Origin of the sequence: Clostridium sp. Marseille-P299 (assembly GCF_900078195.1) — a bacterium.
Lineage (GTDB): Bacteria > Bacillota > Clostridia > Lachnospirales > Lachnospiraceae > Lachnoclostridium.
Genome location: NZ_FJVE01000007.1, coordinates 43903 through 65207, shown reverse-complemented (window position 1 = coordinate 65207; position 21305 = coordinate 43903). Strand labels below are relative to the sequence as shown.

Annotated in this window: 19 protein-coding genes; 1 reads left to right on the top strand and 18 read right to left on the bottom strand. The window is 32.9% G+C overall.

All coding sequences use genetic code 11. From position 1 onward, the window contains the following. Positions 1-32: 32 nt before the first annotated feature. The 5 genes from BN4220_RS08615 to BN4220_RS08595 form a co-directional block, all read right to left on the bottom strand. On the bottom strand, positions 33-1745 hold the full coding sequence (locus tag BN4220_RS08615; protein WP_066715510.1) for a S8 family peptidase: 1713 nt from the start codon (positions 1743-1745) through the stop codon (positions 33-35). Between the two features lie 89 nt (positions 1746-1834). Continuing rightward, the gene (locus BN4220_RS20465; RefSeq protein WP_066715509.1) at positions 1835-2767 is read right to left on the bottom strand and encodes a C39 family peptidase; all 933 of its coding nucleotides are present in this window, start codon (positions 2765-2767) and stop codon (positions 1835-1837) included. Further along, positions 2767-4167 (bottom strand): ATP-dependent Clp protease ATP-binding subunit ClpX, encoded by a 1401-nt coding sequence (clpX, locus tag BN4220_RS08605; RefSeq protein ID WP_066715508.1) that lies wholly within the window; start codon positions 4165-4167, stop codon positions 2767-2769. Before clpX ends, BN4220_RS20465 begins: the two co-directional genes overlap by 1 nt. Before the next feature lie 148 nt (positions 4168-4315). Beyond that, a complete protein-coding gene (locus tag BN4220_RS08600) occupies positions 4316-4717 on the bottom strand; it encodes a hypothetical protein (protein WP_242867767.1) in 402 nt (133 codons plus the stop codon). A 168-nt stretch (positions 4718-4885) separates the two neighbouring features. Then, positions 4886-6307 (bottom strand): undecaprenyl-phosphate glucose phosphotransferase, encoded by a 1422-nt coding sequence (locus BN4220_RS08595; RefSeq protein ID WP_066715507.1) that lies wholly within the window; start codon positions 6305-6307, stop codon positions 4886-4888. Positions 6308-6715: 408 nt separating this feature from the next. Here BN4220_RS08595 and BN4220_RS08590 point away from each other — a divergent pair, with 408 nt between their 5' ends. Then, the gene (locus BN4220_RS08590) at positions 6716-8494 is read left to right on the top strand and encodes a S1C family serine protease (RefSeq protein ID WP_066715506.1); all 1779 of its coding nucleotides are present in this window, start codon (positions 6716-6718) and stop codon (positions 8492-8494) included. 206 nt (positions 8495-8700) lie between these two features. Here the strand turns inward: BN4220_RS08590 and BN4220_RS08585 are convergent, their stop codons facing one another. The 13 genes from BN4220_RS08585 to greA form a co-directional block, all read right to left on the bottom strand. Then, positions 8701-9879 (bottom strand): CDP-glycerol glycerophosphotransferase family protein, encoded by a 1179-nt coding sequence (locus BN4220_RS08585; RefSeq protein ID WP_066715505.1) that lies wholly within the window; start codon positions 9877-9879, stop codon positions 8701-8703. Positions 9880-9966: 87 nt separating this feature from the next. Beyond that, positions 9967-11145 carry a hypothetical protein gene (locus BN4220_RS08580; RefSeq protein ID WP_066715504.1) on the bottom strand — a complete coding sequence of 393 codons (1179 nt, stop codon included), beginning with the start codon at positions 11143-11145 and terminating at the stop codon, positions 9967-9969. Positions 11146-11153: 8 nt separating this feature from the next. Continuing rightward, positions 11154-11894 carry an ABC transporter ATP-binding protein gene (locus BN4220_RS08575; protein ID WP_066715503.1) on the bottom strand — a complete coding sequence of 247 codons (741 nt, stop codon included), beginning with the start codon at positions 11892-11894 and terminating at the stop codon, positions 11154-11156. Positions 11895-11915: 21 nt separating this feature from the next. Further along, the gene (locus tag BN4220_RS08570; RefSeq protein WP_197467915.1) at positions 11916-12698 is read right to left on the bottom strand and encodes an ABC transporter permease; all 783 of its coding nucleotides are present in this window, start codon (positions 12696-12698) and stop codon (positions 11916-11918) included. Positions 12699-13097: 399 nt separating this feature from the next. Next, positions 13098-13388, bottom strand: a complete 291-nt coding sequence (locus BN4220_RS08565; protein WP_066715501.1) for an HPr family phosphocarrier protein — start codon at positions 13386-13388, stop codon at positions 13098-13100. A 114-nt stretch (positions 13389-13502) separates the two neighbouring features. Next, positions 13503-14738 carry a CdaR family protein gene (locus BN4220_RS08560; protein WP_066715500.1) on the bottom strand — a complete coding sequence of 412 codons (1236 nt, stop codon included), beginning with the start codon at positions 14736-14738 and terminating at the stop codon, positions 13503-13505. Next, positions 14719-15600: a diadenylate cyclase CdaA gene (gene cdaA, locus BN4220_RS08555; protein WP_066715499.1), complete on the bottom strand. Its 882-nt coding sequence runs from the start codon at positions 15598-15600 to the stop codon at positions 14719-14721. Before cdaA ends, BN4220_RS08560 begins: the two co-directional genes overlap by 20 nt. A 35-nt stretch (positions 15601-15635) precedes the next feature. Beyond that, positions 15636-16724 carry a hypothetical protein gene (locus tag BN4220_RS08550; RefSeq protein ID WP_066715498.1) on the bottom strand — a complete coding sequence of 363 codons (1089 nt, stop codon included), beginning with the start codon at positions 16722-16724 and terminating at the stop codon, positions 15636-15638. Between the two features lie 2 nt (positions 16725-16726). Then, a complete protein-coding gene (locus tag BN4220_RS08545; RefSeq protein WP_066715497.1) occupies positions 16727-17155 on the bottom strand; it encodes a hypothetical protein in 429 nt (142 codons plus the stop codon). 257 nt (positions 17156-17412) lie between these two features. Continuing rightward, complete coding sequence (locus BN4220_RS08540; protein ID WP_066715496.1) at positions 17413-17625, bottom strand: DUF3006 domain-containing protein; 213 nt, start codon at positions 17623-17625, stop codon at positions 17413-17415. Between the two features lie 71 nt (positions 17626-17696). Continuing rightward, complete coding sequence (locus BN4220_RS08535; RefSeq protein ID WP_066715495.1) at positions 17697-18611, bottom strand: ComEC/Rec2 family competence protein; 915 nt, start codon at positions 18609-18611, stop codon at positions 17697-17699. A gap of 225 nt (positions 18612-18836) precedes the next feature. Beyond that, a complete protein-coding gene (gene lysS / locus BN4220_RS08530) occupies positions 18837-20348 on the bottom strand; it encodes a lysine--tRNA ligase (protein ID WP_066715494.1) in 1512 nt (503 codons plus the stop codon). Between the two features lie 103 nt (positions 20349-20451). After that, positions 20452-20934, bottom strand: coding sequence for a transcription elongation factor GreA (greA, locus tag BN4220_RS08525; protein WP_066715493.1), 483 nt, complete (start codon positions 20932-20934; stop codon positions 20452-20454). Positions 20935-21305: the final 371 nt, after the last annotated feature.

Genomic DNA, 21305 nt, shown 5'->3' with positions numbered 1-21305 from the left:
ATTAGACAAGAGGGTTTGAGTGGTTAAAAATATTATAATGTAGTTCGTAAACTTTCAAATGCTCCAAAGATATTAAGTGCCCCATATCCCCATTCATTATTTGGATATTGTATATTCGTACGTGTTGCTCCCTTGATGAATAATGTTTTTATTTCACGTGTGTGTATAGATGGTCGATTTCCATTAACAATTCCCCACTCTAATAGTAGTGCGGCCGCTCCTGCTGCATGTGCAGCTGCAATACTCGTTCCACTTCGCACTCCAAATCTATTATTTGGTAAAGCACCATACACATTTACACCTGGAGCTGCTATGTCTGGCTTAATACGTCCAGTTCTTGTATATCCTCTTCCTGAGTTTAAATAAATACTATGGGTTACATGATCATAGGCTCCTACAGTGATTGGAGTACTTGCATTTCCTGGATCTGTAATTGTTATGTTAGGGTCTGGTTTAAGAAAGTATGTTTCCTGCCCTATAAATTCTTTTATTGGTAACCATAAATCATAATAATTATTAAATGTATATTCTTTGTAAACCCGTATTCTCCAAATACCTGGAGTAGGCATAGCAAACCTCATAAAAATCAGTTCATCTCCCGTTCTCATTTCTAAGAAGCGATAATCCACATATACCACAGTACTCTCAAATATAAATCGTATTGTTTGACTATTATCTACCCTAGCTGGTATCCTCTCAATTACTTCTCCACTAGGGGATGTTAACCCAATTGAAAACACACTAGGTGCCTTTGACCACAACTCTAGTGCAAAACCTCTCTCACCCTCTCCCACACGTATTTCTACATCGTCATATTCTCCCATGGATGCTTCTTCCCCACGATAATGTCCACTATAATTCGCCTCATTTCCTGTTGGGACAACAACACAAATTCCAGATAAGTTCTCAACGTAACCAAGGTACTCATCTAAAATCCCCTCTCCCTCATGTCCGCCTAAATTAGTCCCAACCCCAAGACAGATAACAATAGGCTTTCTCGCCTCAAATGACTTTTCAAGCAGGTATTTAATCCCCATAACGATATCGGTCTCTTGATAACAAATAGCTCCTTCTCTTATAAAATAATAGTCCCTTAAATTTTCTTTTGCTGGTTTAAGCTTTACCACCATGATGTCTGCTAAAGGTGCAACTCCAGTAAAATCATGTTTTTCATCTATATTACCAGCTGCAATACTTGCCATAAAGCTTCCATGACCATCTGTATCTGTACTTGGCACAATATCAAATGGGTTCTCTGATTGCAAAGCACCATTGATATCCTCACTTAGATATTCCGTTCCATAATTAAATCCGCTAGGAATTGGTCCTGCCTGTATGGTTTGATCCCATATATGAGTAATTCTTGTTGTATTATCAGCTTTTTTAAAAACATCCATGGTATAATCAATACCAGTATCAACAAAACCTATAATAGTCCCGCTTCCTAGTAAATTTAGGTATTGCAGCCTTCTTAACCTAGCCACTCCAATATCTTCAATGTTACTAGCTACCATAAGACCATATACCTTTGGAAACATCGCATTGCTATAGTTATACGTTACATAGTTACTGGTAGGACTAATTGGAACATGAATTATCGAGTACTTGTAATTGATCACTTGTTCACAAAACGGTCCAACCTCTCTTCTAATTCTCTCTAACAAAGCACCATGTTCCACGAAAAAGTCAGCATACTCATTGGATAAAATAGCATTCTTGCATTCATTTCTGTCCGTATTGTTCACAGATTTTTCTTCCTAAAAGAGATTATTACTTCTAATATATGCAAAAATAGATGCCCCGTTCCAACAGGGCATCTACCTTACACTCATCATTATTTATTTGCACTAATCACCCAAAAAGGACCATTTGCATTCGCCCACGCTTTTGCTTCACTTACAATGGTCTCTATATCCCAAGACTCGTTTGTCCTTTCCTTGCTAGCAGGATCAGCAACAAGTATTTTACCTTCCTTTGTTATCCCACGTAGTACGATAAAATGTCCTGTTTTAGTAAACTGTCCTTTTCCCATTAAGGTTACTACAAGTTTCCCTTCCTGCAACGCACTCTTTATTTTTTCAGCTGCTTCTGGGGTATTTTCTACTCCCTCTACATTAAGTCCAAAGGCCTTTGCTGCATTTGGGATTAACGTATGAAGAGAACCACTCTTCGGATACCAGTACCCGTTTTGATATGCCCAATTTGCCATCTGCACTGGGTCAATCTTTATATCCGTTAAACTAGATACCACCATGGACATGGATGTTGGTCCGCATGCATATACTTCCATTGTATCCGTTCCACCGTAATAAGAATTTGCCCAACGTTTATCTGTTTGCATATAGTATATCATATCCACTGCACCGTCTGTCTGTAATAGTGCTCCTGCCTGAGCAGTTTGTAGTGCATCGATATATTCCTGATCAATACCAGTTACTTCTGATGAATCTACGTCGCCTGAAATATTATTAATTTCAGTAACGCCTTCCTCTGATTCATCATCAGTATCTATTTGATTGTCAGTCTCTTCATCGTTTGTGCTTTGATTCTCTTCATCGTTTGTACTTTGATTCTCTTCATCTATTTGATCTTCTTCTATATAAAGATGCTCCTGAGTCTTTAACTCGATTCCTCTAGAAACGGTAAGAACCGCATCTTTGTCTTTTGAAGAAGCCTTAAAGCTATTAGAAATTAGTATCAAAATTACTAAAATCACCGCTTCTATTCCGCAAATATAATACAATAGGTTACGTTGTTTGTACTTCATTAAGCATTCTCCTGCGCAATACGTGGTACTTTATTACTACCGCGCATCTCAATTAGAGGTGCTCCCTTCTTCTCAATATAATCTTTCGTAATTGTTACTCTACCAATGTTTTCATCTTTTGGTATCTCATACATAATGTCTAACATAAATTCTTCTATGATTGCTCTAAGTGCTCGCGCACCAGTTTTCTTTTGTAATGCTTTTTCAGCAATTGCTTCTAGGGCACTATCATCAAAGATTAATTCAACTTCATCATAGTCAAGCAATTTTTTATATTGTTTAATAATTGCATTCTTTGGTTCACATAGAATACGTATTAACATATCCTTTGTTAAACTTTCTAAGGAAAAAATAATTGGAAGTCTTCCTAGAAATTCTGGTATCATACCAAATTCTCTTAAATCTTCTACACTAACTTTTTGTAAAAGATTTGGATCGCTATCGTATTTATCTTTTAAGTCTGCATTAAATCCTATGGATGCCTGTTTGTTCAAACGTTGCTTTATAATTTTATCTAGTTCAGGAAATGCCCCGCCACAGATAAATAAAATGTTTTTTGTACTTACTGTTGTTAACGGAACCATAGCATTTTTACTAGTAGCACCAACAGGTACTTCAACGTCACTACCTTCTAACAATTTTAATAGTCCCTGTTGTACGGATTCACCACTGACATCACGACTATTTGTATTTCTCTTCTTTGCTATTTTATCAATCTCATCAATAAATACGATACCATGCTCTGCTCTTTCAACATCATTATCTGCTGCCGCTAATAATTTTGAAATAACACTTTCTACATCATCTCCAATATAGCCGGCTTCTGTTAATGATGTTGCATCTGTAATTGCAAGTGGTACGTTTAATAACTTAGCTAACGTTTTTACAAGATATGTTTTACCACTACCGGTTGGTCCAATCATAAGCATGTTTGACTTTTCAATTTCAACATTATCTGCTTCATTCTTTGCTACTCGTTTGTAATGGTTGTATACACCTACTGATATTACTTTTTTAGCATAGTCTTGGCCAATTACAAATTCATCAAGCTGTGCCTTTATTAGATGCGGAGCTGATATTTTTTTAATATCCACTACTGACTCTGGCATCTTTTGGGTTTCCTTTGCTGCCTTTGGCTGCTTTTTCTTAATCTTTTGACTTTGTGGAATATCATGTGGTAACATTCCCATAAGCGCTGGATTTAGATTCATCATATCTGCATACGGTCCACCATTCTTATTCATTGAATCGAATGTCTTTTGCATACAATCAGAACATATACATATATTTCCTGGTATATGAATCATCTTACCTGCTCTACTTTCTGGTCTCCTACATATATAACAAATATCTTCGTATTCATTCTTTACATCTTCGTTACGATCTTTATCTTCACTCATACTGCACCCTGCCTCCCTAATTTATTTCTACTCTATTATAGGCGTTCTTCATTTATCTGATTTTATTTTTGTAATTGTATTTTAATTTAACATTTTCCATTATAACGCAAGGTGTTTCATTGGGCAAGTGTACTAAAATAAGTTTTATTTAACTTCGCTTAATAAATTCATTTTGACACTTTGGACAACGAATACTGATTTTACCTTTGCCTCTTGGTACTCTAATTTTTTGTTTACATTTTGGACAACTATAGATATGATGTGTCTTACTTTCTTTCACGCGGTAGCTGATTTTAGAAAACTGATACTTCACACGATTACATAGATTCGTAAATTTTATATTTTCTTGTTGACGTTTTGGAAAATTTCTCGAAAACATTCTAATATAACATAACAACAATAATACCATAGATATTGCATTTAAAATTTGATTCCGAAAAAACAAATTAATCACAAGAACTGCTATTGAAGCATAAAGCATTCCTCTTGACAATGTATCAACACCATATCTACCATACATCATTCTAGCTATTTTTTCCCTAAAATTCATGGTTATCCATCCCTTCTCCACAGACCATACATTAGCTTATTTTCATTGTAATTATTTTATTTTAGAACGGTTATATAAAAGAATCAAATAAATTTTCTCTTAATTTATAAACAAACTATGAAAAACTCTGTCACTAAGAAGCCAAAAACTTCTTAATGACAGAGAGTATTAGTAAGCATTTTTATTAATAAATCCCTTAAAGAAAGTTAAAAATAATATTTTAAAATCAAGACCTAATGTCCAGTTTTCAATGTAATATAAATCACATTCGATACGCTTTCTTATTGAAGTATCTCCACGATAACCATTAATTTGTGCCCAACCCGTTAAACCTGGTCGCACTTGGTGTTTAATCATATAACGTGGAATTTCTTCTTTAAACTTTTCTACGAAGTAAGGTCTTTCAGGTCTAGGACCAATCAAACTCATATCACCCATAAGGACGTTAAATAATTGCGGCAATTCATCAATACTTGTTTTTCTTATAATTCTCCCTATCTTTGTTACACGAGGGTCATTGGATGTAGTCCAAGCTTTTTTCTCCTTACTCTCAGGTTGCACTTCCATGGAGCGGAATTTATACATTTTAAAGTTTTTATTGTGTAATCCAACTCGTACTTGAGAATATATAATAGGCCCAGGAGACGTTAGCTTAATGATTAATGCCACAATAATCATTGGTATACTAAATAGTATAATCGCTACGATTGCTCCAAAGATATCTACAATTCGCTTTACTATCTTATTTAATGTATTACTTAGAGGTACATTACGTATATTAATAACTGGTAACCCCTCTAAGTCCTCCATATAAGGTATGGTAGGAATTATATTATGATAATCTGGTACAAACTTAGTATGTGCACCAGCTTTTTCGCAAATACCAACGATATGTTCTAGTTTCGCATATTCTTTGATACTTAGTGTTACTGATATTTCATCTAAATCATTATTCGCAAGTATTGTTTCCAATTCTTCAGTTGTCCCAATGACTTTCACCTTTTTATACATCGTACCAATTTCCATCGTATCGTCTAAGATACCATAGATATGATATCCCCATTGCGGATTCGCTAAGAGACGTTCAATATATTTTTCTGCCGCATAGGAATAACCTACAATTAATACATGCTTCTGATTTAAACCTCTTTTTCTCATTTGGTTTAATACTCTAGAAACCATATATCGAAATACCATAGCTAGAAAGATATTTAAGACTGAAAATATTACTAAAATAGCTCTAGAAATATCAATCTCTTTCATAACGAATAATACGGACATGAAAAATAAGGCACCTAAAGAATTTGCCTTAATTAAATTCCATAAATCAACCCAACGATTATTACCTCTTATTGGTTTGTATAAGTTACAAAATGAATAAACAACTAAATAGGTCGGTACCAAATACCATAAATATCTTACATATACTTCAATATTATAATATTGTTCATTTGGCCCTAATGTCAAAAATGAAAAACGATATAATACCCCAAATCGGATATAAAATGCTGAAATATATGAAAGTATAATTAAAATCCCATCCACAATAATGTGCAAGCGATTAAATATTTTTTGATTTTCCTTAATCATTACTTACTCCTTCCCTCACACAGGACAAGCCTTACTTACTTATATATCATACATTATAACAATTATTCCCACAATGAAATTTTTCTTAATTTTTTCTTACCTATAATATAGAATCTAAATAAATAATTCACTGTTTCATCAATTTTTAAACTTTTTTTCACACTATCTACACAATCTTGTGTTAGAGTATTGATATCAAATAAGTATTCTTAAAGTTCATAGACATGAACCTCTTACCAAGAATACTATTATAGACATTTTTTAATAATTTGCAAGAAAAATATTATTAAGTTTATGTAAGTAGGAAATTATACTTACATTTGAAACTAACAATATCTTATAAATTTTACTTAAATCTTAATATAAACATTCTGCTAAGTACAGATGCTTATGAAAGGAGACTTAATTATGTCAGATGAATATAATAACTTTTCGAATCAATCAAACGAAAAGGGTAATAACTCCAACCAAAGAGAATATAGTTTTTGGGCTGAACAAGCCGCGACCAACGATACTATGAATCATCAAGCAAATACTTCTAGTTCCAACTCATTTAACAATAATTCATATTCAAATCAATACAGTGAACATTTTAGTAATCCAAATAATTTTAATAATCAAAGTAACTTTACTTATGCTCAAGATTTTAATTATAGCAATCCAGAGCCTGAAAAGCCAAAAAAGAAACATTCCAAGGGCTTTAGACGTATTTGTTCATTTACAGCTAAAGCAGCTCTATTTGGTGTAGTGGCTTCTGCAGCATTTATTGGTTTTAACCATGTTTATTATTATTTTAATCCAGAAGCAAGATCGAATTACTCCAATGTACTTTCAGAGAATTCAAAACTAAATTTTGATTCACCAAGTAATGGCTATGCATTATCAACAACAACAGTATCAGAAGGCGTAAAAATTAATAGTTCAGACGTTTCTGATTTAGTTGAGAAAACAATGCCTGCTACTGTATCAATTTCTAGTGTATTTGATACTTCTTATTATGTATGGGGACAGCAGTACCAACAAGAATCTGAAGGTGGTGGTTCCGGTATCATTATTGGAAAAACTGATTCAGAGCTGTTAATTGCAACAAATAATCACGTTGTAGAAGATGCTAAAAAGATCATTATTAATTTTATCGATAATACTACTGCAGAAGCTACAATCAAGGGACGTGACTCTCAGGCAGACTTAGCTGTAGTATCCGTTGATATTACAACTCTTTCAGAAGATACACTAAATAAAATATCTGTTGCAAGCTTAGGTGATTCTGACTCTGTCAAAGTTGGACAGATGGTTGTTGCTATTGGTAATGCTCTTGGATATGGTCAGTCTGTAACCGTTGGTTATATCAGTGCGAAGGACCGTGAAATTTCAGTTTCCAATAGTAACGGTTCTGTAACTAAGATGACAGTTCTTCAAACAGACGCAGCTATTAATCCAGGAAATAGTGGTGGCGCTTTAATTAATATGAATGGTGAAGTTATCGGCATTAATTCAGCAAAACTTGCAAATACCGATGTAGAAGGTATTGGATACGCAATTCCTATCAGTAATGCACTTCCTATTGTAAATGAATTAAAAGATCGCGAGATATTAAAAGATGAAGAAAAAGGCTATCTTGGAATTCAAATTAGAGATTTAAGTAGTGATGTTATTGAATCTTTCAATTGGCCTGAAGGTGCATATGTTAGTTCTGTTGTAGAAGATGGCGCAGCTAAGAAAGCAGGACTTTTACAAGGTGATATCATTACTGCTGTTAATGACGTCAAAATCTCTTCTGCGAAACAATTACAAGAACTAGTGAATTCTTATCGATATGGAACTACGGTAACTGTCACTTACCAACGCATTAAAGATGGTGTATATGAAGAGCATAGTGTGGATGTAGTACTACAACAGGCCCCTACTACAGATACTACTACAAATGGTAGTACCCAATCTTCACCGAATGAAGATGCACAAAACAATGGCGAATCACAAAACAATGGTAATTCACAGAATAATAGTGGTTCACAAAACAATGTTGATCCAAAGAATAATAATGGCTCAAACAATAATAATGATACTAGCCAGAATCCAGAACAAGGTCAAAACCCAGAAACGGAAAACCCAAATAGCGATTCTTCCAATCCAGAATCTGATTTATTCAATAACCTAAATGACCTTTTTAATAATTTAATGCCTTAATAAAAAGAAGAGATTTATTACTACTTGATATTAAAGAGGCTGATGATTAAAATTTTCCTAGTTACTTGATAGGAAGTACTTAACCATCAGCCTCTATTATTTTGTGTTAAAAAGACGATTGAAAATTAATATTTAGGTTCTATAACGAATGTTGGTGTGTGAAAACTTTACTATTCACACACCAACATTCGCTATATAGCAATTATTTAGCCTTCAATGACTTTCTCAATTTTTTCAACTACCATTTCAGATGCTTTTCCTGTTTCTATAAGTGCAACCTTATGAAAGAATTCATGTAGTTTCTCAAGATACTCTTCTTTCATAAATCCTTCGATATTTTTAAATAAATACTTTTCATTCTTTGCTGCTAGAAACGGAAGTTCATCAATGTTAAAATACAAACCTCTTTGTAAGGTATATTGATTCACGTCATTTATATATAAAAACACAGGACGATTCATCATTCCAAACTCAAACATTGTGTTAGAATAGTCCGTAATAAGTACATCACTAGCTTGCATAAGCTCATACATATCTGGATAGTTACTTCCATTTACAATCGTCTCATTGTACGTAAAATCATGACTATGACTTGCTACTAATGGATGCAATCGTACTATAATAACCCACTCACCACCGAAGTGCTTTTCTAATGATTTTTTCAATTCTAAAAAATCAAATGAGTAAGAATAATTCTCTTCCTCACCACGATATGTTGGTGCATACAGAGCGATTTTTCTCTCTTTCTTTATTCCTAATGCCTCTTTTGTTTTATCTTTAAGGTTCAAATCTTCATTAATCAATATATCATTACGAGGGGTTCCGCATTCTAATATTGGCCCCATAAACCAGAAAGCTCGTCGATACATTTCTGTACAAAATGTACCATTCGATACATACAAATCTGTAATTTCGGAATCCCGCTTTGCTCGCTTTATATAAGTCTCACCAAGAAATTCAGCACAATCGCCTTCTATCTTCTTTAAAGGTAAGCCTCCATGCCACAGTTGTATATAATATTGACCTTTTCGCTTTCTCGTAAATGCCTCTTTTCGATTGCTCTCCACCCAAACTTTTGCTGTAACCAGTGCTTTTATCGCCGCTAATGAATTCGTTTTTAAAAATCGAACTCCTGGTATTTGTTTTGCTTTTGCTGGTTGATTTGTTATGAAAACAAGCTCATAAGACAATTGCCTTCTTACGAGCTCTTCTGTTACATATTTCGCATTGTCCCCAAATCCCCAGACATTACAAATCACTACTTTTCTTTTATTGATGGGAAATACCCGAAACAAATAAAAAAAAGCAACAATCCATGCATATCTAAGTTTTTGGTAAAGATATATGAATGGCTTAGGTGTTAACCTTTTTACTATTTCACGCATAACTTGCCTCCAAGGGAGTACATTGCAAAATAATAAGCAGCATTTCCTCCGTTATTATTTTGCAATATCATAAGCCCTAGTAATATCTTATATTAATCTTTTTAAAATTTGACTGAATTCTTTTCCTGTTTTTTCCCAGCTTAAGGTTTTTAAATATGCATTCGCATTCTCTTGTCGAATACGCATTATTTCGGGATTCTGGATGCATTCTTTCATTTTTATATATAAATCATTGGGTGAAATATCCACTAACGCAGCGCAATTATCAGGGAAAAAGTAATCAAATGTTCCGTCTTTAAATTCAATCAATGGCAATCCAGTTGCTAACATTTCATAAGGAACTAAAGATACATTGCTCATGGATGCTACAATACCAAAATCAGCTCTTTGATAAAGCTCTAATAATTCCTTTTTATTAAGCATTCCTAGATTTTTTCCGCCTTTTGCTTTAAAACTCTTTGCTTCACCATAGTATTGAACATCCAGTGTGATACCATCTTTTGCAAACATATTCTGAACTTCAGTAAGCATGTACTGTAAAATACAAGGAAGTCTCTTTCCATAATATTTTAAATATACAGCGATCACAAATTGTTTTTTTGATTTGTAATCTTCATATTGTCTGTTTTTCAAAGGATATTCTTTTTTCTCATATGGAAATTCCACTACATCAATTGGAGAAACTGGCGAACAATTCGTTTCAATCATCATTTTATTCCAGCTACCTAGACTCACCATATGTAATCCTTGCTCATATGTTTTTTTGGCTAGTAAAAACTGTTCTCCAAATGGATAAAAGTACGGCTCATAATCTTGTACAAAATACATACGATACGACCTAAACTGTTTAGCAAAGGATACCGTATCCCATGAAGTAGCAATTACGACATCAGGATTTAAAATATTCTTAAGATCATCTAAATCATACATCGTATATAATTTTCCTTGGAAACTTTCTAAATTGCTCCTTGCACACAGCTCCATTTCTTCCTTTGTTTGAGCTTTATAAACAGCATAACCGACGTTATATCCAAGCTTCGATAATTCTGTTCCTAAACGTAAAATAGATGTTTGTCCACCGTGAAATCGAACCATTCGTGTAATAATAAACACAATAGATTTTACTTGTAACGGCTTTTCATTTTTGATTACATTTGTACTATAATTCTTAAGTAATCCGTTGACTTTAATCTTATCAACTCTTGCCTGTGCATCATGAATTAGACTTAACAATTTACGTTTTGTTTCCCTTTTTATTGCGCCCATGATAACCCCTACTTCTTAATTTTTTCTTCGTACATATCACAGATTGTTTGTGCTTCACCCTGTGCAATTAAACGCCCTTTTTCTAGAATGATTGCGCGATCACATAGAGATCTTACTTGCGCTAAGGAATGGGATACAAATAATACAGTAATCCCTTTGTCAAACATATCTTTAATCTTCTTTTCACTCTTTTTTCGGAATTTAGCATCACCAACAGATAATACTTCATCCAGTATTAAAATCTCTGGTTCAACTACTGTTGCGATAGAAAAACCTAATCTAGCACGCATACCAGAAGAGTAATTCTTAATTGGTACATGAATAAAATCTCCTAATTCAGAAAACTCTACAATCTCATCAAACTTTTCTTTAATAAAGCTTTTAGGATAACCAAGTACCGCACCGTATAAATAAATATTTTCAGCACCTGTATATTGCTTATCAAAACCGGCACCTAATTCTAGTAAAGGTACAATCTTTCCCTTTGTTGTCACTTTTCCTTCGGTGGATTTTAATACACCAGCAATCACCTTTAAAAGAGTACTTTTACCAGCACCATTCAGACCTAAGATACCAAGTCTTTCTCCTCTTCTTAGGTTAAAAGAAACATCTCTAAGTGCCCAAAACTCCTGAAAACGAAGCTCGTGACGAACCTTTTTAATCATGTATTCTTTTAAACTATCTACCTTTTCTTTTGTTAAATGAAACTTTACACTTACATTATCTACTTTTAAAACTATATCGTTCACACTATTCCTCCATTTAGAATGCTAAATATAGAGCACAAATTTGTCTTGTTTTCTATAAAACATAATCACACCTATTACTAACATCACTACACTAAATCCTGCTGAATAAATAAAATATTTAACATTCATAGGTCTTCCATAGATAGCATTTCTAAAATTAGCAATAACACAATAAAGCGGATTAAATTTTACAATCCAGCCATTTACATTACGTGCAATAAAATCAGCTCCATCAAAGAAAATAGCTGACATATACATAATTAACATTAAAATAACTCCCCATAAGTACTCTGCATCTCTAAAAAACACATCAAGGGTTGCTAGGATAAATCCAAGTCCTGTTGTCATTATAAAGATTGTAAGAAGTGGGAAAATTGCTTGCAACATATAAATTGTAGGATGTAAATCTAGAACTGCTGCCACACCTACTAATACAATCAATGATATTAAAAATGTAACAAATCCTGATAAAGATGAGGATAATGGGTACATATATTTCGGTACATAAACCTTACGGATCATACTACTATTACGTCTAATAGACTTAAGTGCTAATTTTGTGCCATTTGAAAAATAAGAATACATAAGACGTCCACATAAAACATAGATTGGGAATTTTACAATCTTATCATTTCCACGAAAGTTTTCAAAAATCAATGTTAAAACTATCATTGTTAATAATGGCTCTAAAAGAGTCCATAATAATCCTAAGACGGAACTTCTATATTTAAGTTTTATATCTTTCTTTACTAATTCAACTAATAGAAATCTATATTTTTTAAAATTATCAATTGCTTTTTTCAATGTTCTCTCCATTTAATAAGATATATTAATAATCTTATCCATTTTTTTTATTATAAAACAGTATGTTACAAATTTATAGTTTCTTCACAATATATCATTTTTATATGATAGAAACCAAACAAGCTTTATCTCCTTTATCTAATACGCATCAACTCCTTTTTTCTCTTATCCTGATTCGAAGTATTCTTAACTTCGAATCAATGGCGCTCTTTACGCACCAGCATCTGATTATAGGAACTGTTTTACGCTCCTATTATAATTGATTAGAAGTGTTTTTACTTCCAATCAATGGTGCTTTATAGCACACTTCTTTACTATAAGAACCTCTTAATGGTTCCTATAGACTGGACTATTATATCAATTGTTTCATCAGATGTCATTTAAATATTTCAACAACTTTTAATTATTTTGTTTTACATTATTAACACTTTCTACAAAATCAGAGGCTACTGCATCTATTAATACACGCAATGCCTCTTCCTCTTTTTCACCATCACAAATAATTTCTATCTCATCGCCATTCTTAACACAAGCAGATAATACCCCTAGAACACTCTTGGCATTCACGGTTCGATTGTCTATACGTAACTCAATCTTACATGGATAATTCATTGCCAACTTGCATAAATATCCTGCTGGTCTTAAATGTAGCCCGACTTCATTAATAACAACAACCTTAGCGCTAACCATAACTATTCCTCCTTAATGTATCGACCGCAGATAGGCTGCAATTATGCATACTCATTTGCGGTCGTTACACATGTCATCTTTGACGATATTATTTTTTTATCCATACTATAGTTACTAATCTAAACTCTTTTCAATAATTTCTATACCAATGGTTGTGGGCCTTACAGAAATATCTGTATTTACATCCGATTTTACAGAGACATAATGTGTTCCTACTGAGTAACCATCCAAATCAATGTACGGCTCTAAGTCTCTTCCAATAATATGATCTAATTTATCTGCTAATCCCATAACTCGTAATGTTATCGTTCCTTTTGTTACAAATAATACTTCATATTCATTGGAGAGATTCCTAACATTGATATCTACTGCACGAACCATTACATCCTTACTATCAAGTTTCTCAATTTTTGCAGTAACCGCAACACTCTTATTCTCATCTACTAATATATACTTATCATCTAAGTAATCTTCAATACTTACATCCGTATTTATTGTTTCTTTCTTACCTTCAACATCAAAAGGAATTTTTAATATATAAATATTCTTTAAGTCCTCTATTTCTCCGGCAATCGTTATTGTCTTTGGCTGCCATGCAATACTTGAGCATTCATATCCATAGTACGGATTTCCTTCTTGCTCAACTTGCAATGTTATTTCTTTTGTTGGTAATATTTTAACTTCTACCAGCACCTCGTCTGTTTCAAAAGTTAACTTTGGAGATTCTACAGCATATCCATTCTCATTATAAGCGACTGGTTTTGCAGAATATTCAAAGGACTCGGTTCTATTTTGAACATCAACTTCAACAGTGACTTCTTTAATTTTCGATATTTGTTTTTTGGATCCACTGATTTCTATTAAATTTGGTGTTGCAACTGTTTCTGCAACATAATATCCTTCTGGTACTTCTCCAATTGTCTTTACGTTAATTCGATAAGTTTGAGCATCTGCATCCTCTAATGATAACGTCATCATTTCTGTCTGCCTCAAAATTTCAATGTCACTTTCTGAAACTCTACTAGATTCTTTCACTGATATTTGAATTGGTACCGCATATGTCATGGACATTTGTTTAAAATCCGCAATAGCTTTGAAATCATCTGCCTTAAGACCATCGATAATTGATCGCTTTCCCTTGACTTTAATTGTAGCGGTATCCCCTGAATCTATCTCATACATCTTATTATTTTCTTCTACCGCATTCTCATTTAAAATATTAACAGGAATATCGTCAATTGTCTTTGTTATGTAAGGATCATCAATGTTCATTATGATTACCCACAATAACACTGCCAAAAAAAGAGATAGAATTTTCAAACCGACATTTCTAGTTAACACCTGTTTCATTCTTTCGCTTTCCCTTCCATAACTTTATCTTTTTGACTTCACCCGCTGTTCGTTTTTGTACCTCGGTCAACTTAGCTCTTAAATAATCACTATCTAAATTACGAATTAATTCTCCATTCTTAGCGATTGAAACTTTACCAGTTTGCTCGGACACAATAATTGTTAAACTATCCGTAACTTCACTGATTCCAACACCAGCTCGATGCCTTGTTCCTAAATCTTTGCTTAAAGTCATATTGTCTGAAAGCGGTAAATAACAAGTAGCTGATGTAATTCGATTTCCTCGAATAATAACTGCTCCATCATGTAGTGGAGTATTATGCTCAAATATATTAATTAAAAGTTGACTGCTTATTTCTGCATCAATGTTAATTCCTGTTTGCTCATATTCTCTGAGGGTAACGTCTTGTTCAATTACCATCAAAGCACCTGTTTTGGTTTTTGCTAATTCAAAAGTAGCACGTATTAACTCATTCACTGTATGTTCTGAGAAACGTTCTTCTTTTTCCTTAGATTCGCCAAAAGAATATAATGGAGACATGATATTCTTCTGGCCAAGTTGTTCTAATGCTTTCCTAAATTCCGGTTGAAACACAATAATAATGGCTATAATTCCAACATTAATCGTTTTTACAAATATCCAAATTATCGCGTTAAAATGGAACATCGAAGCTAAAATCCAAAAAAGGAGAAGGATTGCCAGACCACGCATTAATGACCAAGCTCTAGTCGATTTCACCCACTTTATAATATGGTATATTATAGAAGCAATAATTATAATTTCAATAATATCCGTAATTTTTAATTGTGGTAATGATAACCGGACCAAAAAGTCCTGAAAAAATGTTATAATCGTATCCATGCTCTCTCATTCCCTACCCTTATTGTGTCTAATAGCTACTCTTTATTATCCTGTTCATATCTTCTAGCAGTAATTCCACTTTGACTTCTCTCATCATTAGAACTACGCTCTAATATCTTTCGATTAATTTCTCTTGATTTATCAATATCTGAAATCGTATCCTCAAACATAGAATCTACATCATCAGATGCTGCTCCCTTTGGTGCGCTAATACGCTTTACTTTAATTTGAGGAACACTAACATTAATTTTAGGAACGGCTTTTACATAGTAATAATAATCATCATCTTCAAATTGTACATTCTCTACCGCAGTATAATCTAAAACTCTTCTGAAAAATTGTATAATTACAACGATAATTGCGGAAAAAATTGTTCCTAAGACCATTGTACCAATCTGCTTAGAGATGTCAAGTCGTAAATCCACAATTAAAAATCCTAAGATAGAAGTTACAGCACCTGCACCAATTGCAATCTCATATGCATATTCGATTTTTAATCTACGTACAATATAAACAACGCCAATGATTAGAGCAAACATAATAATTGTCATAAACATTTGCTTGTTCCCAACAAGTTTTTCTAATACTCTTTGATAAAGTACTAGCGTATCATCTAGTGATATCGCTGTTTGAGAAATAGCTTCCTCTTTAATTACGTGGAAGATAAAATATACGATTACACCACAAGATGTTGGTAAAATTGTAATTGGATTTGCAATTAATCCAAGTAAAATTGGTACCGCATATGGAAGATGAAGTGGGAACAAAATAGGCACTGCCAAAACTACATATCCATACTTTGGTGTGTATCTTAAAAAGAAGCAATATAATACTAAAAAGATTAATACAACTAATATAGCAAGTATCATTGATGCTTTGTAAACATGTGCGATTGATACAAACATTGCAACCAAAACTAATATGGAAGATGGGGTAAATGCACATAGAAGTGATAAAAGTAACAAAATAGGTGCTTTTGTTAACTTTTCTTCATATCCTATTGATGTATTAATCATTGTAAATACAAGAAGTGCAACTAAGAACTTTACCATTGGATCAATATACATTGAAAACTTTTGATAAAGAGCCCGAACCCTCGCTCGAAATTCTAATAAGGTCATCATTTCTATTCGTCCTCCTCTGAAATATCAGAATCATTCAGTCCGTCTTCCTCTTTATAAATAATACGAAGACGTTTTAACATTTTAAAATATTTGGATAGTTTTTTACGAGAGTTTGTGTACTTAAAAGAATATCCTATCAATGTTCCAACAATATAAATTGTAAGTAACATGATATAAATTCCTAAAATCCTCATACCCATGCTTTTGTAATCAAGAACTACCGCTTCTTCAATTAATTTTTCCGAAAAATAGACTGCTGTCATAATTAAAATAAGTAAATATCCAAACGTTATAGCAATAATCGTTTTTAAAATTTCTAATCTAACAAAATCTGTTTTGTAATATTTACTTAGGCTAATGTCCTCTTTGCCTTCTTTCTCTTCGTATAAGGCAAGTTTAGTCATAAGCCTGATTTTTCTGTTATTTAGCATTGAATACCTCCAATCGTAAAAGCTGTTAAATGTGAACTATGTACATTTATTAAATAATTCTTTACAACTTTTACATCATATATTCCTATCCAAATAAAATATATCATATTACCGACAGGATGATAAATTACTTATACTTTTCCTTATTAAAAGTAATCTATCGTAATTATTATATCATAGCACCCCTACAATTTCGAGTAATTTTTAATATTTAAGAATTCCGTAATACTTTTGACTTATTAAATATTAAGGGTGCATTATTCAAAAAGACGGCTCATTCGATCCTTCATATTACTTTTTCTTTCTTTCGTTGCTTCATTATCAATTCGCAAAAAACCATTTTCTTCGATAATACAATCTCCTTCTTTTACCTCTAGAGGCAATTTGTATTTGGGTATTGAAATCATATTCTTAGTTTCATCTTCACAAATTGCAATGGCCCCTTCAAATCGATCAATAATAACCTTCATTCTGCTAACACCTTTGTAACTGAGATATAATCTATCACAGTTACAGTACCCTTTCTTAGTAATTTTTTCTATTACCTATTTCCCGCTTCGTAGGAATTACTTGGTTCTACGTTCCATGTTATTTCATCGCCATCAGACGTTGCAATAATCGTTCCTTGCTTATCCGTTCTAAAAAACGGTATTCCTCTTTTTTTCAACCACTTCATTGTCTCCTTATGAGGATGTCCATATGAATTATCGGCTCCACATGTAATGACTATGTAGCTTGGATCTACCGCATCAACGAAATCTTTTGAGGAAGAGGTTCTACTTCCATGATGACCTAATTTTAGCACATCTGCTTTTAGGTCAATTCCATTGGATAAAATATCTTCTTCAGCCTCTTTTTCTGCATCTCCACACATGACAAAGGAAGTATCTTCTAAGGTTAACTTAATACCAACAGACCAATTATTTAACTCATCTCCATAATCGTTATTTGGAGCTATAATAACAAAAGATGCATCTCCTATCTCGTATTTATCACCGACTTTAGGTTTTGTTATTTTTAAGTTTTTTTCTTCAATTGCATCCAAAACATTTTCAAAAGTTTTAGTTGTATGCTCTTTTTCTGGTAAAATAACTTTTCCTATTTCATAATTTCTAATCACAGCATCTAATGAACCTATATGATCCTCATGGGGATGGGTTCCTATTACATACTCTAATCTCTTTATCCCTAAATTATTTAAATAAGATATAATCAACTCTTCATCGGCATTATTTCCTGCATCCACTAACATATACTGATTACTGGATTCAATTAAAATACAATCCGCCTGGCCCACATCAATAAAATGTACTTTCAAATTTGCATCATCATTAGTGCTATTGTCATTGGTAAGTTCGCTGGACACAAAAAAACTATCAATGTCAATTACGTCACAGCCCGTAATAGCAAATGATACAAAAAGAAGGCACAATAACGCATATAAATATTTCTTCATATTTCCTATCCTTATCTATCTTCTATCATCTACATTATAATATACTATCAATTGTATAATTGTCGAAACAAGGATGAATCCTTGTAAAGTCATACTTCTATTTTATAACTATAATTTTTATAAACTAAATTTTATAACCAAACCAAAAAAGGGAGTGTTACAAAATAGCACATGGAGATTAACTATTTTGCAACATTCCCCTTTATATTGACTTATGACTATACTTTAGTTTAACGTTTTCATCGTTGGGAATAAAAGTACATCACGTATTGCAGCTGAGTCAGTTAATAACATTACAAAACGGTCAATACCAATTCCGATACCGCCTGTTGGTGGCATACCATACGCTAACGCATTTAAGAAATCTTCATCCATAGAATTCGCTTCTTCATCACCAGCTGCTTTTAATGCTTCTTGAGCAACAAAACGTTCTCTTTGATCAATTGGGTCATTTAACTCAGAGTAAGCATTTGCCATTTCTCTCTTTGTTACAAAGAGTTCAAAACGTTCTGTATAATCTGGATTTTCTGGCTTTTTCTTAGTAAGTGGGGAAATCTCCACTGGATGGTCTAATACAAATGTTGGTTGAACAAGATTTTCTTCTACATATTCTTCGAAGAATAGATTTAAAATATCACCTTTTTTGTGTCTATCTTCAAATGCAATGTGATGTTCTTTTGCAATTGCCTTTGCTTCTTCATCAGATTTAATCTCATTAAAGTCTACATTTGCATACTTCTTAACCGCATCAAGCATAGTAATTCTTTCAAATGGTTTTCCTAAATCAATTTCAACACCATCATAGGAAATTACAGTTGTACCAAGTACATTCTTAGCTACCGTTCTAAATAAATCTTCTGTTAAATCCATCATACCATGATAATCTGTGTATGCCTGATATAACTCTAATAATGTGAATTCTGGGTTATGACGAACAGATAAACCTTCATTACGGAATACTCGTCCAATTTCATAAACTCTTTCTAATCCACCTACAATTAATCTCTTTAAGTATAATTCAAGTGAAATTCTTAAATTAAGGTCTTCATCAAGAGAGTTATGATGAGTCATAAATGGTCTAGCTGCTGCACCACCTGCATTTTTTGTAAGAACAGGAGTTTCTACTTCGATAAAATCTCTACCATCAAGGAAATTACGGATTTCACGAATAATCATAGAACGTTTAATAAATGTATCACGAACCTCTGGGTTCATCATTAAATCTACATATCTTTGACGATATCTTGTATCTGTATCTGTAAGACCATGATATTTTTCAGGTAATACTTGTAGACACTTAGATAAAAGTGTGATTTCACTTGCTCTTACAGATATTTCACCTGCATGAGTCTTAAATACTTCACCCTTTACACCTACAATATCACCGATATCATACTTCTTAAAATCTTTATAAGGTTCTTCTCCAAGGACATCACGTTGAACATAAGATTGTATATTACCTAACTTGTCCTGAACATTCATAAAGGAAGCCTTACCCATTACACGTTTGCTCATGATACGACCAGCAATGGAAACAACTTTTCCTTCAAATTCTTCAAAGTTATCTTTTATATCCTTTGTATGATTTGTTACATCATACTTCATGATTTGAAATGGGTCTTTATTTGCAGCCTGTAAATCCGCTAACTTCTGTCTCTTCACCTTGATTAATTCATTTACATTAACTTCTGGTTGAGCGTTTTGCTCATTCTTCTTTTCTTCTGCCACGGGATTCATTCCTCTCTTTTTCTATATTTTAACTCGGTAAAAACCTATTAATTTTAATATAGCGACCAAGTTGCATTTCTGCATCTGAGGCCGCCATTAAAATATTCTGTGATTAATTAGATCTTTGAATTTCAAGAATTTTATATTGAATCACACCTGAATGAGTATCGACAGAGATAATATCTCCTTTTCTAGCTCCCATAAGTGCTTTTCCTACTGGTGACTCATTTGAGATTTTTCCCTTAAGACTATTTGCCTCAGTGGATCCTACAATTTTATACTCAAGTTCATCATTATATTCCATATCTAAGATACGAACCATACAGCCAATATTAATAGCATCAACGTCTACTTCGTCTTCTACTACTACTTCTGCGTTCTTTAATATCTTATCGATTTCTTCAATTCTTGCTTCAATATCTCTTTGCTCATCTTTGGCTGCGTCATATTCAGCATTTTCAGATAAATCGCCTTGCTCCCTTGCTTCTTTTATCTTCTCTGCTACCTGTTTTCGTTTATTAACTTTTAGCTCTTGTAATTCTTCCTCTAACTGCCTAAGTCCTTCATAGGTCAAAATATTTTTCTTTTCTGCCATTGAAATACCCTTCCTCCACACAACATCATTCTCTTGTAAACCATTCAGTGCTTTTGCATTGATTTCTTCCTTAATAAAGAAGAATTTAATATATCAAAAACACTTGCAGTCAATTCTTCTAAGCAATTATATAACTTCGTTCATATTCAAGGTATTATATCGTATCAACTACATCTTGTCAACAAAAGGTATTATATATCTCAGAAGATTTATAATAATATATGACTTTTTTATTATTTCATGCATCCTATCCAAAAGTAAGATTTTTCTTTTTTTTGTGAAATTTTTAATCATAAAATTGTTCTTTCCTATTAATAAAGCTCAAAAAACTAACAAAATTGCATAATATTATCATTTAGCCCTTTACTAAT

What these genes read in the sequence shown, in the direction of transcription:
- BN4220_RS08580 (WP_066715504.1), bottom strand. Translation starts at nt 11,145, where the DNA reads ATGGGCGCAATAAAAAGGGAAACAAAACGTAAATTGTTAAGTCTAATT.
- BN4220_RS08540 (WP_066715496.1), bottom strand. Translation starts at nt 17,625, where the DNA reads ATGAAGGTTATTATTGATCGATTTGAAGGGGCCATTGCAATTTGTGAA.
- BN4220_RS08585 (WP_066715505.1), bottom strand. Translation starts at nt 9,879, where the DNA reads ATGCGTGAAATAGTAAAAAGGTTAACACCTAAGCCATTCATATATCTT.
- BN4220_RS08600 (WP_242867767.1), bottom strand. Translation starts at nt 4,717, where the DNA reads ATGAATTTTAGGGAAAAAATAGCTAGAATGATGTATGGTAGATATGGT.
- BN4220_RS08560 (WP_066715500.1), bottom strand. Translation starts at nt 14,738, where the DNA reads ATGAAACAGGTGTTAACTAGAAATGTCGGTTTGAAAATTCTATCTCTT.
- greA (WP_066715493.1), bottom strand. Translation starts at nt 20,934, where the DNA reads ATGGCAGAAAAGAAAAATATTTTGACCTATGAAGGACTTAGGCAGTTA.
- BN4220_RS20465 (WP_066715509.1), bottom strand. Translation starts at nt 2,767, where the DNA reads ATGAAGTACAAACAACGTAACCTATTGTATTATATTTGCGGAATAGAA.
- BN4220_RS08590 (WP_066715506.1), top strand. Translation starts at nt 6,716, where the DNA reads ATGTCAGATGAATATAATAACTTTTCGAATCAATCAAACGAAAAGGGT.
- lysS (WP_066715494.1), bottom strand. Translation starts at nt 20,348, where the DNA reads ATGAATCCCGTGGCAGAAGAAAAGAAGAATGAGCAAAACGCTCAACCA.
- BN4220_RS08565 (WP_066715501.1), bottom strand. Translation starts at nt 13,388, where the DNA reads ATGGTTAGCGCTAAGGTTGTTGTTATTAATGAAGTCGGGCTACATTTA.
- BN4220_RS08545 (WP_066715497.1), bottom strand. Translation starts at nt 17,155, where the DNA reads ATGCTAAATAACAGAAAAATCAGGCTTATGACTAAACTTGCCTTATAC.
- BN4220_RS08535 (WP_066715495.1), bottom strand. Translation starts at nt 18,611, where the DNA reads ATGAAGAAATATTTATATGCGTTATTGTGCCTTCTTTTTGTATCATTT.
- BN4220_RS08595 (WP_066715507.1), bottom strand. Translation starts at nt 6,307, where the DNA reads ATGATTAAGGAAAATCAAAAAATATTTAATCGCTTGCACATTATTGTG.
- clpX (WP_066715508.1), bottom strand. Translation starts at nt 4,167, where the DNA reads ATGAGTGAAGATAAAGATCGTAACGAAGATGTAAAGAATGAATACGAA.
- BN4220_RS08550 (WP_066715498.1), bottom strand. Translation starts at nt 16,724, where the DNA reads ATGATGACCTTATTAGAATTTCGAGCGAGGGTTCGGGCTCTTTATCAA.
- cdaA (WP_066715499.1), bottom strand. Translation starts at nt 15,600, where the DNA reads ATGGATACGATTATAACATTTTTTCAGGACTTTTTGGTCCGGTTATCA.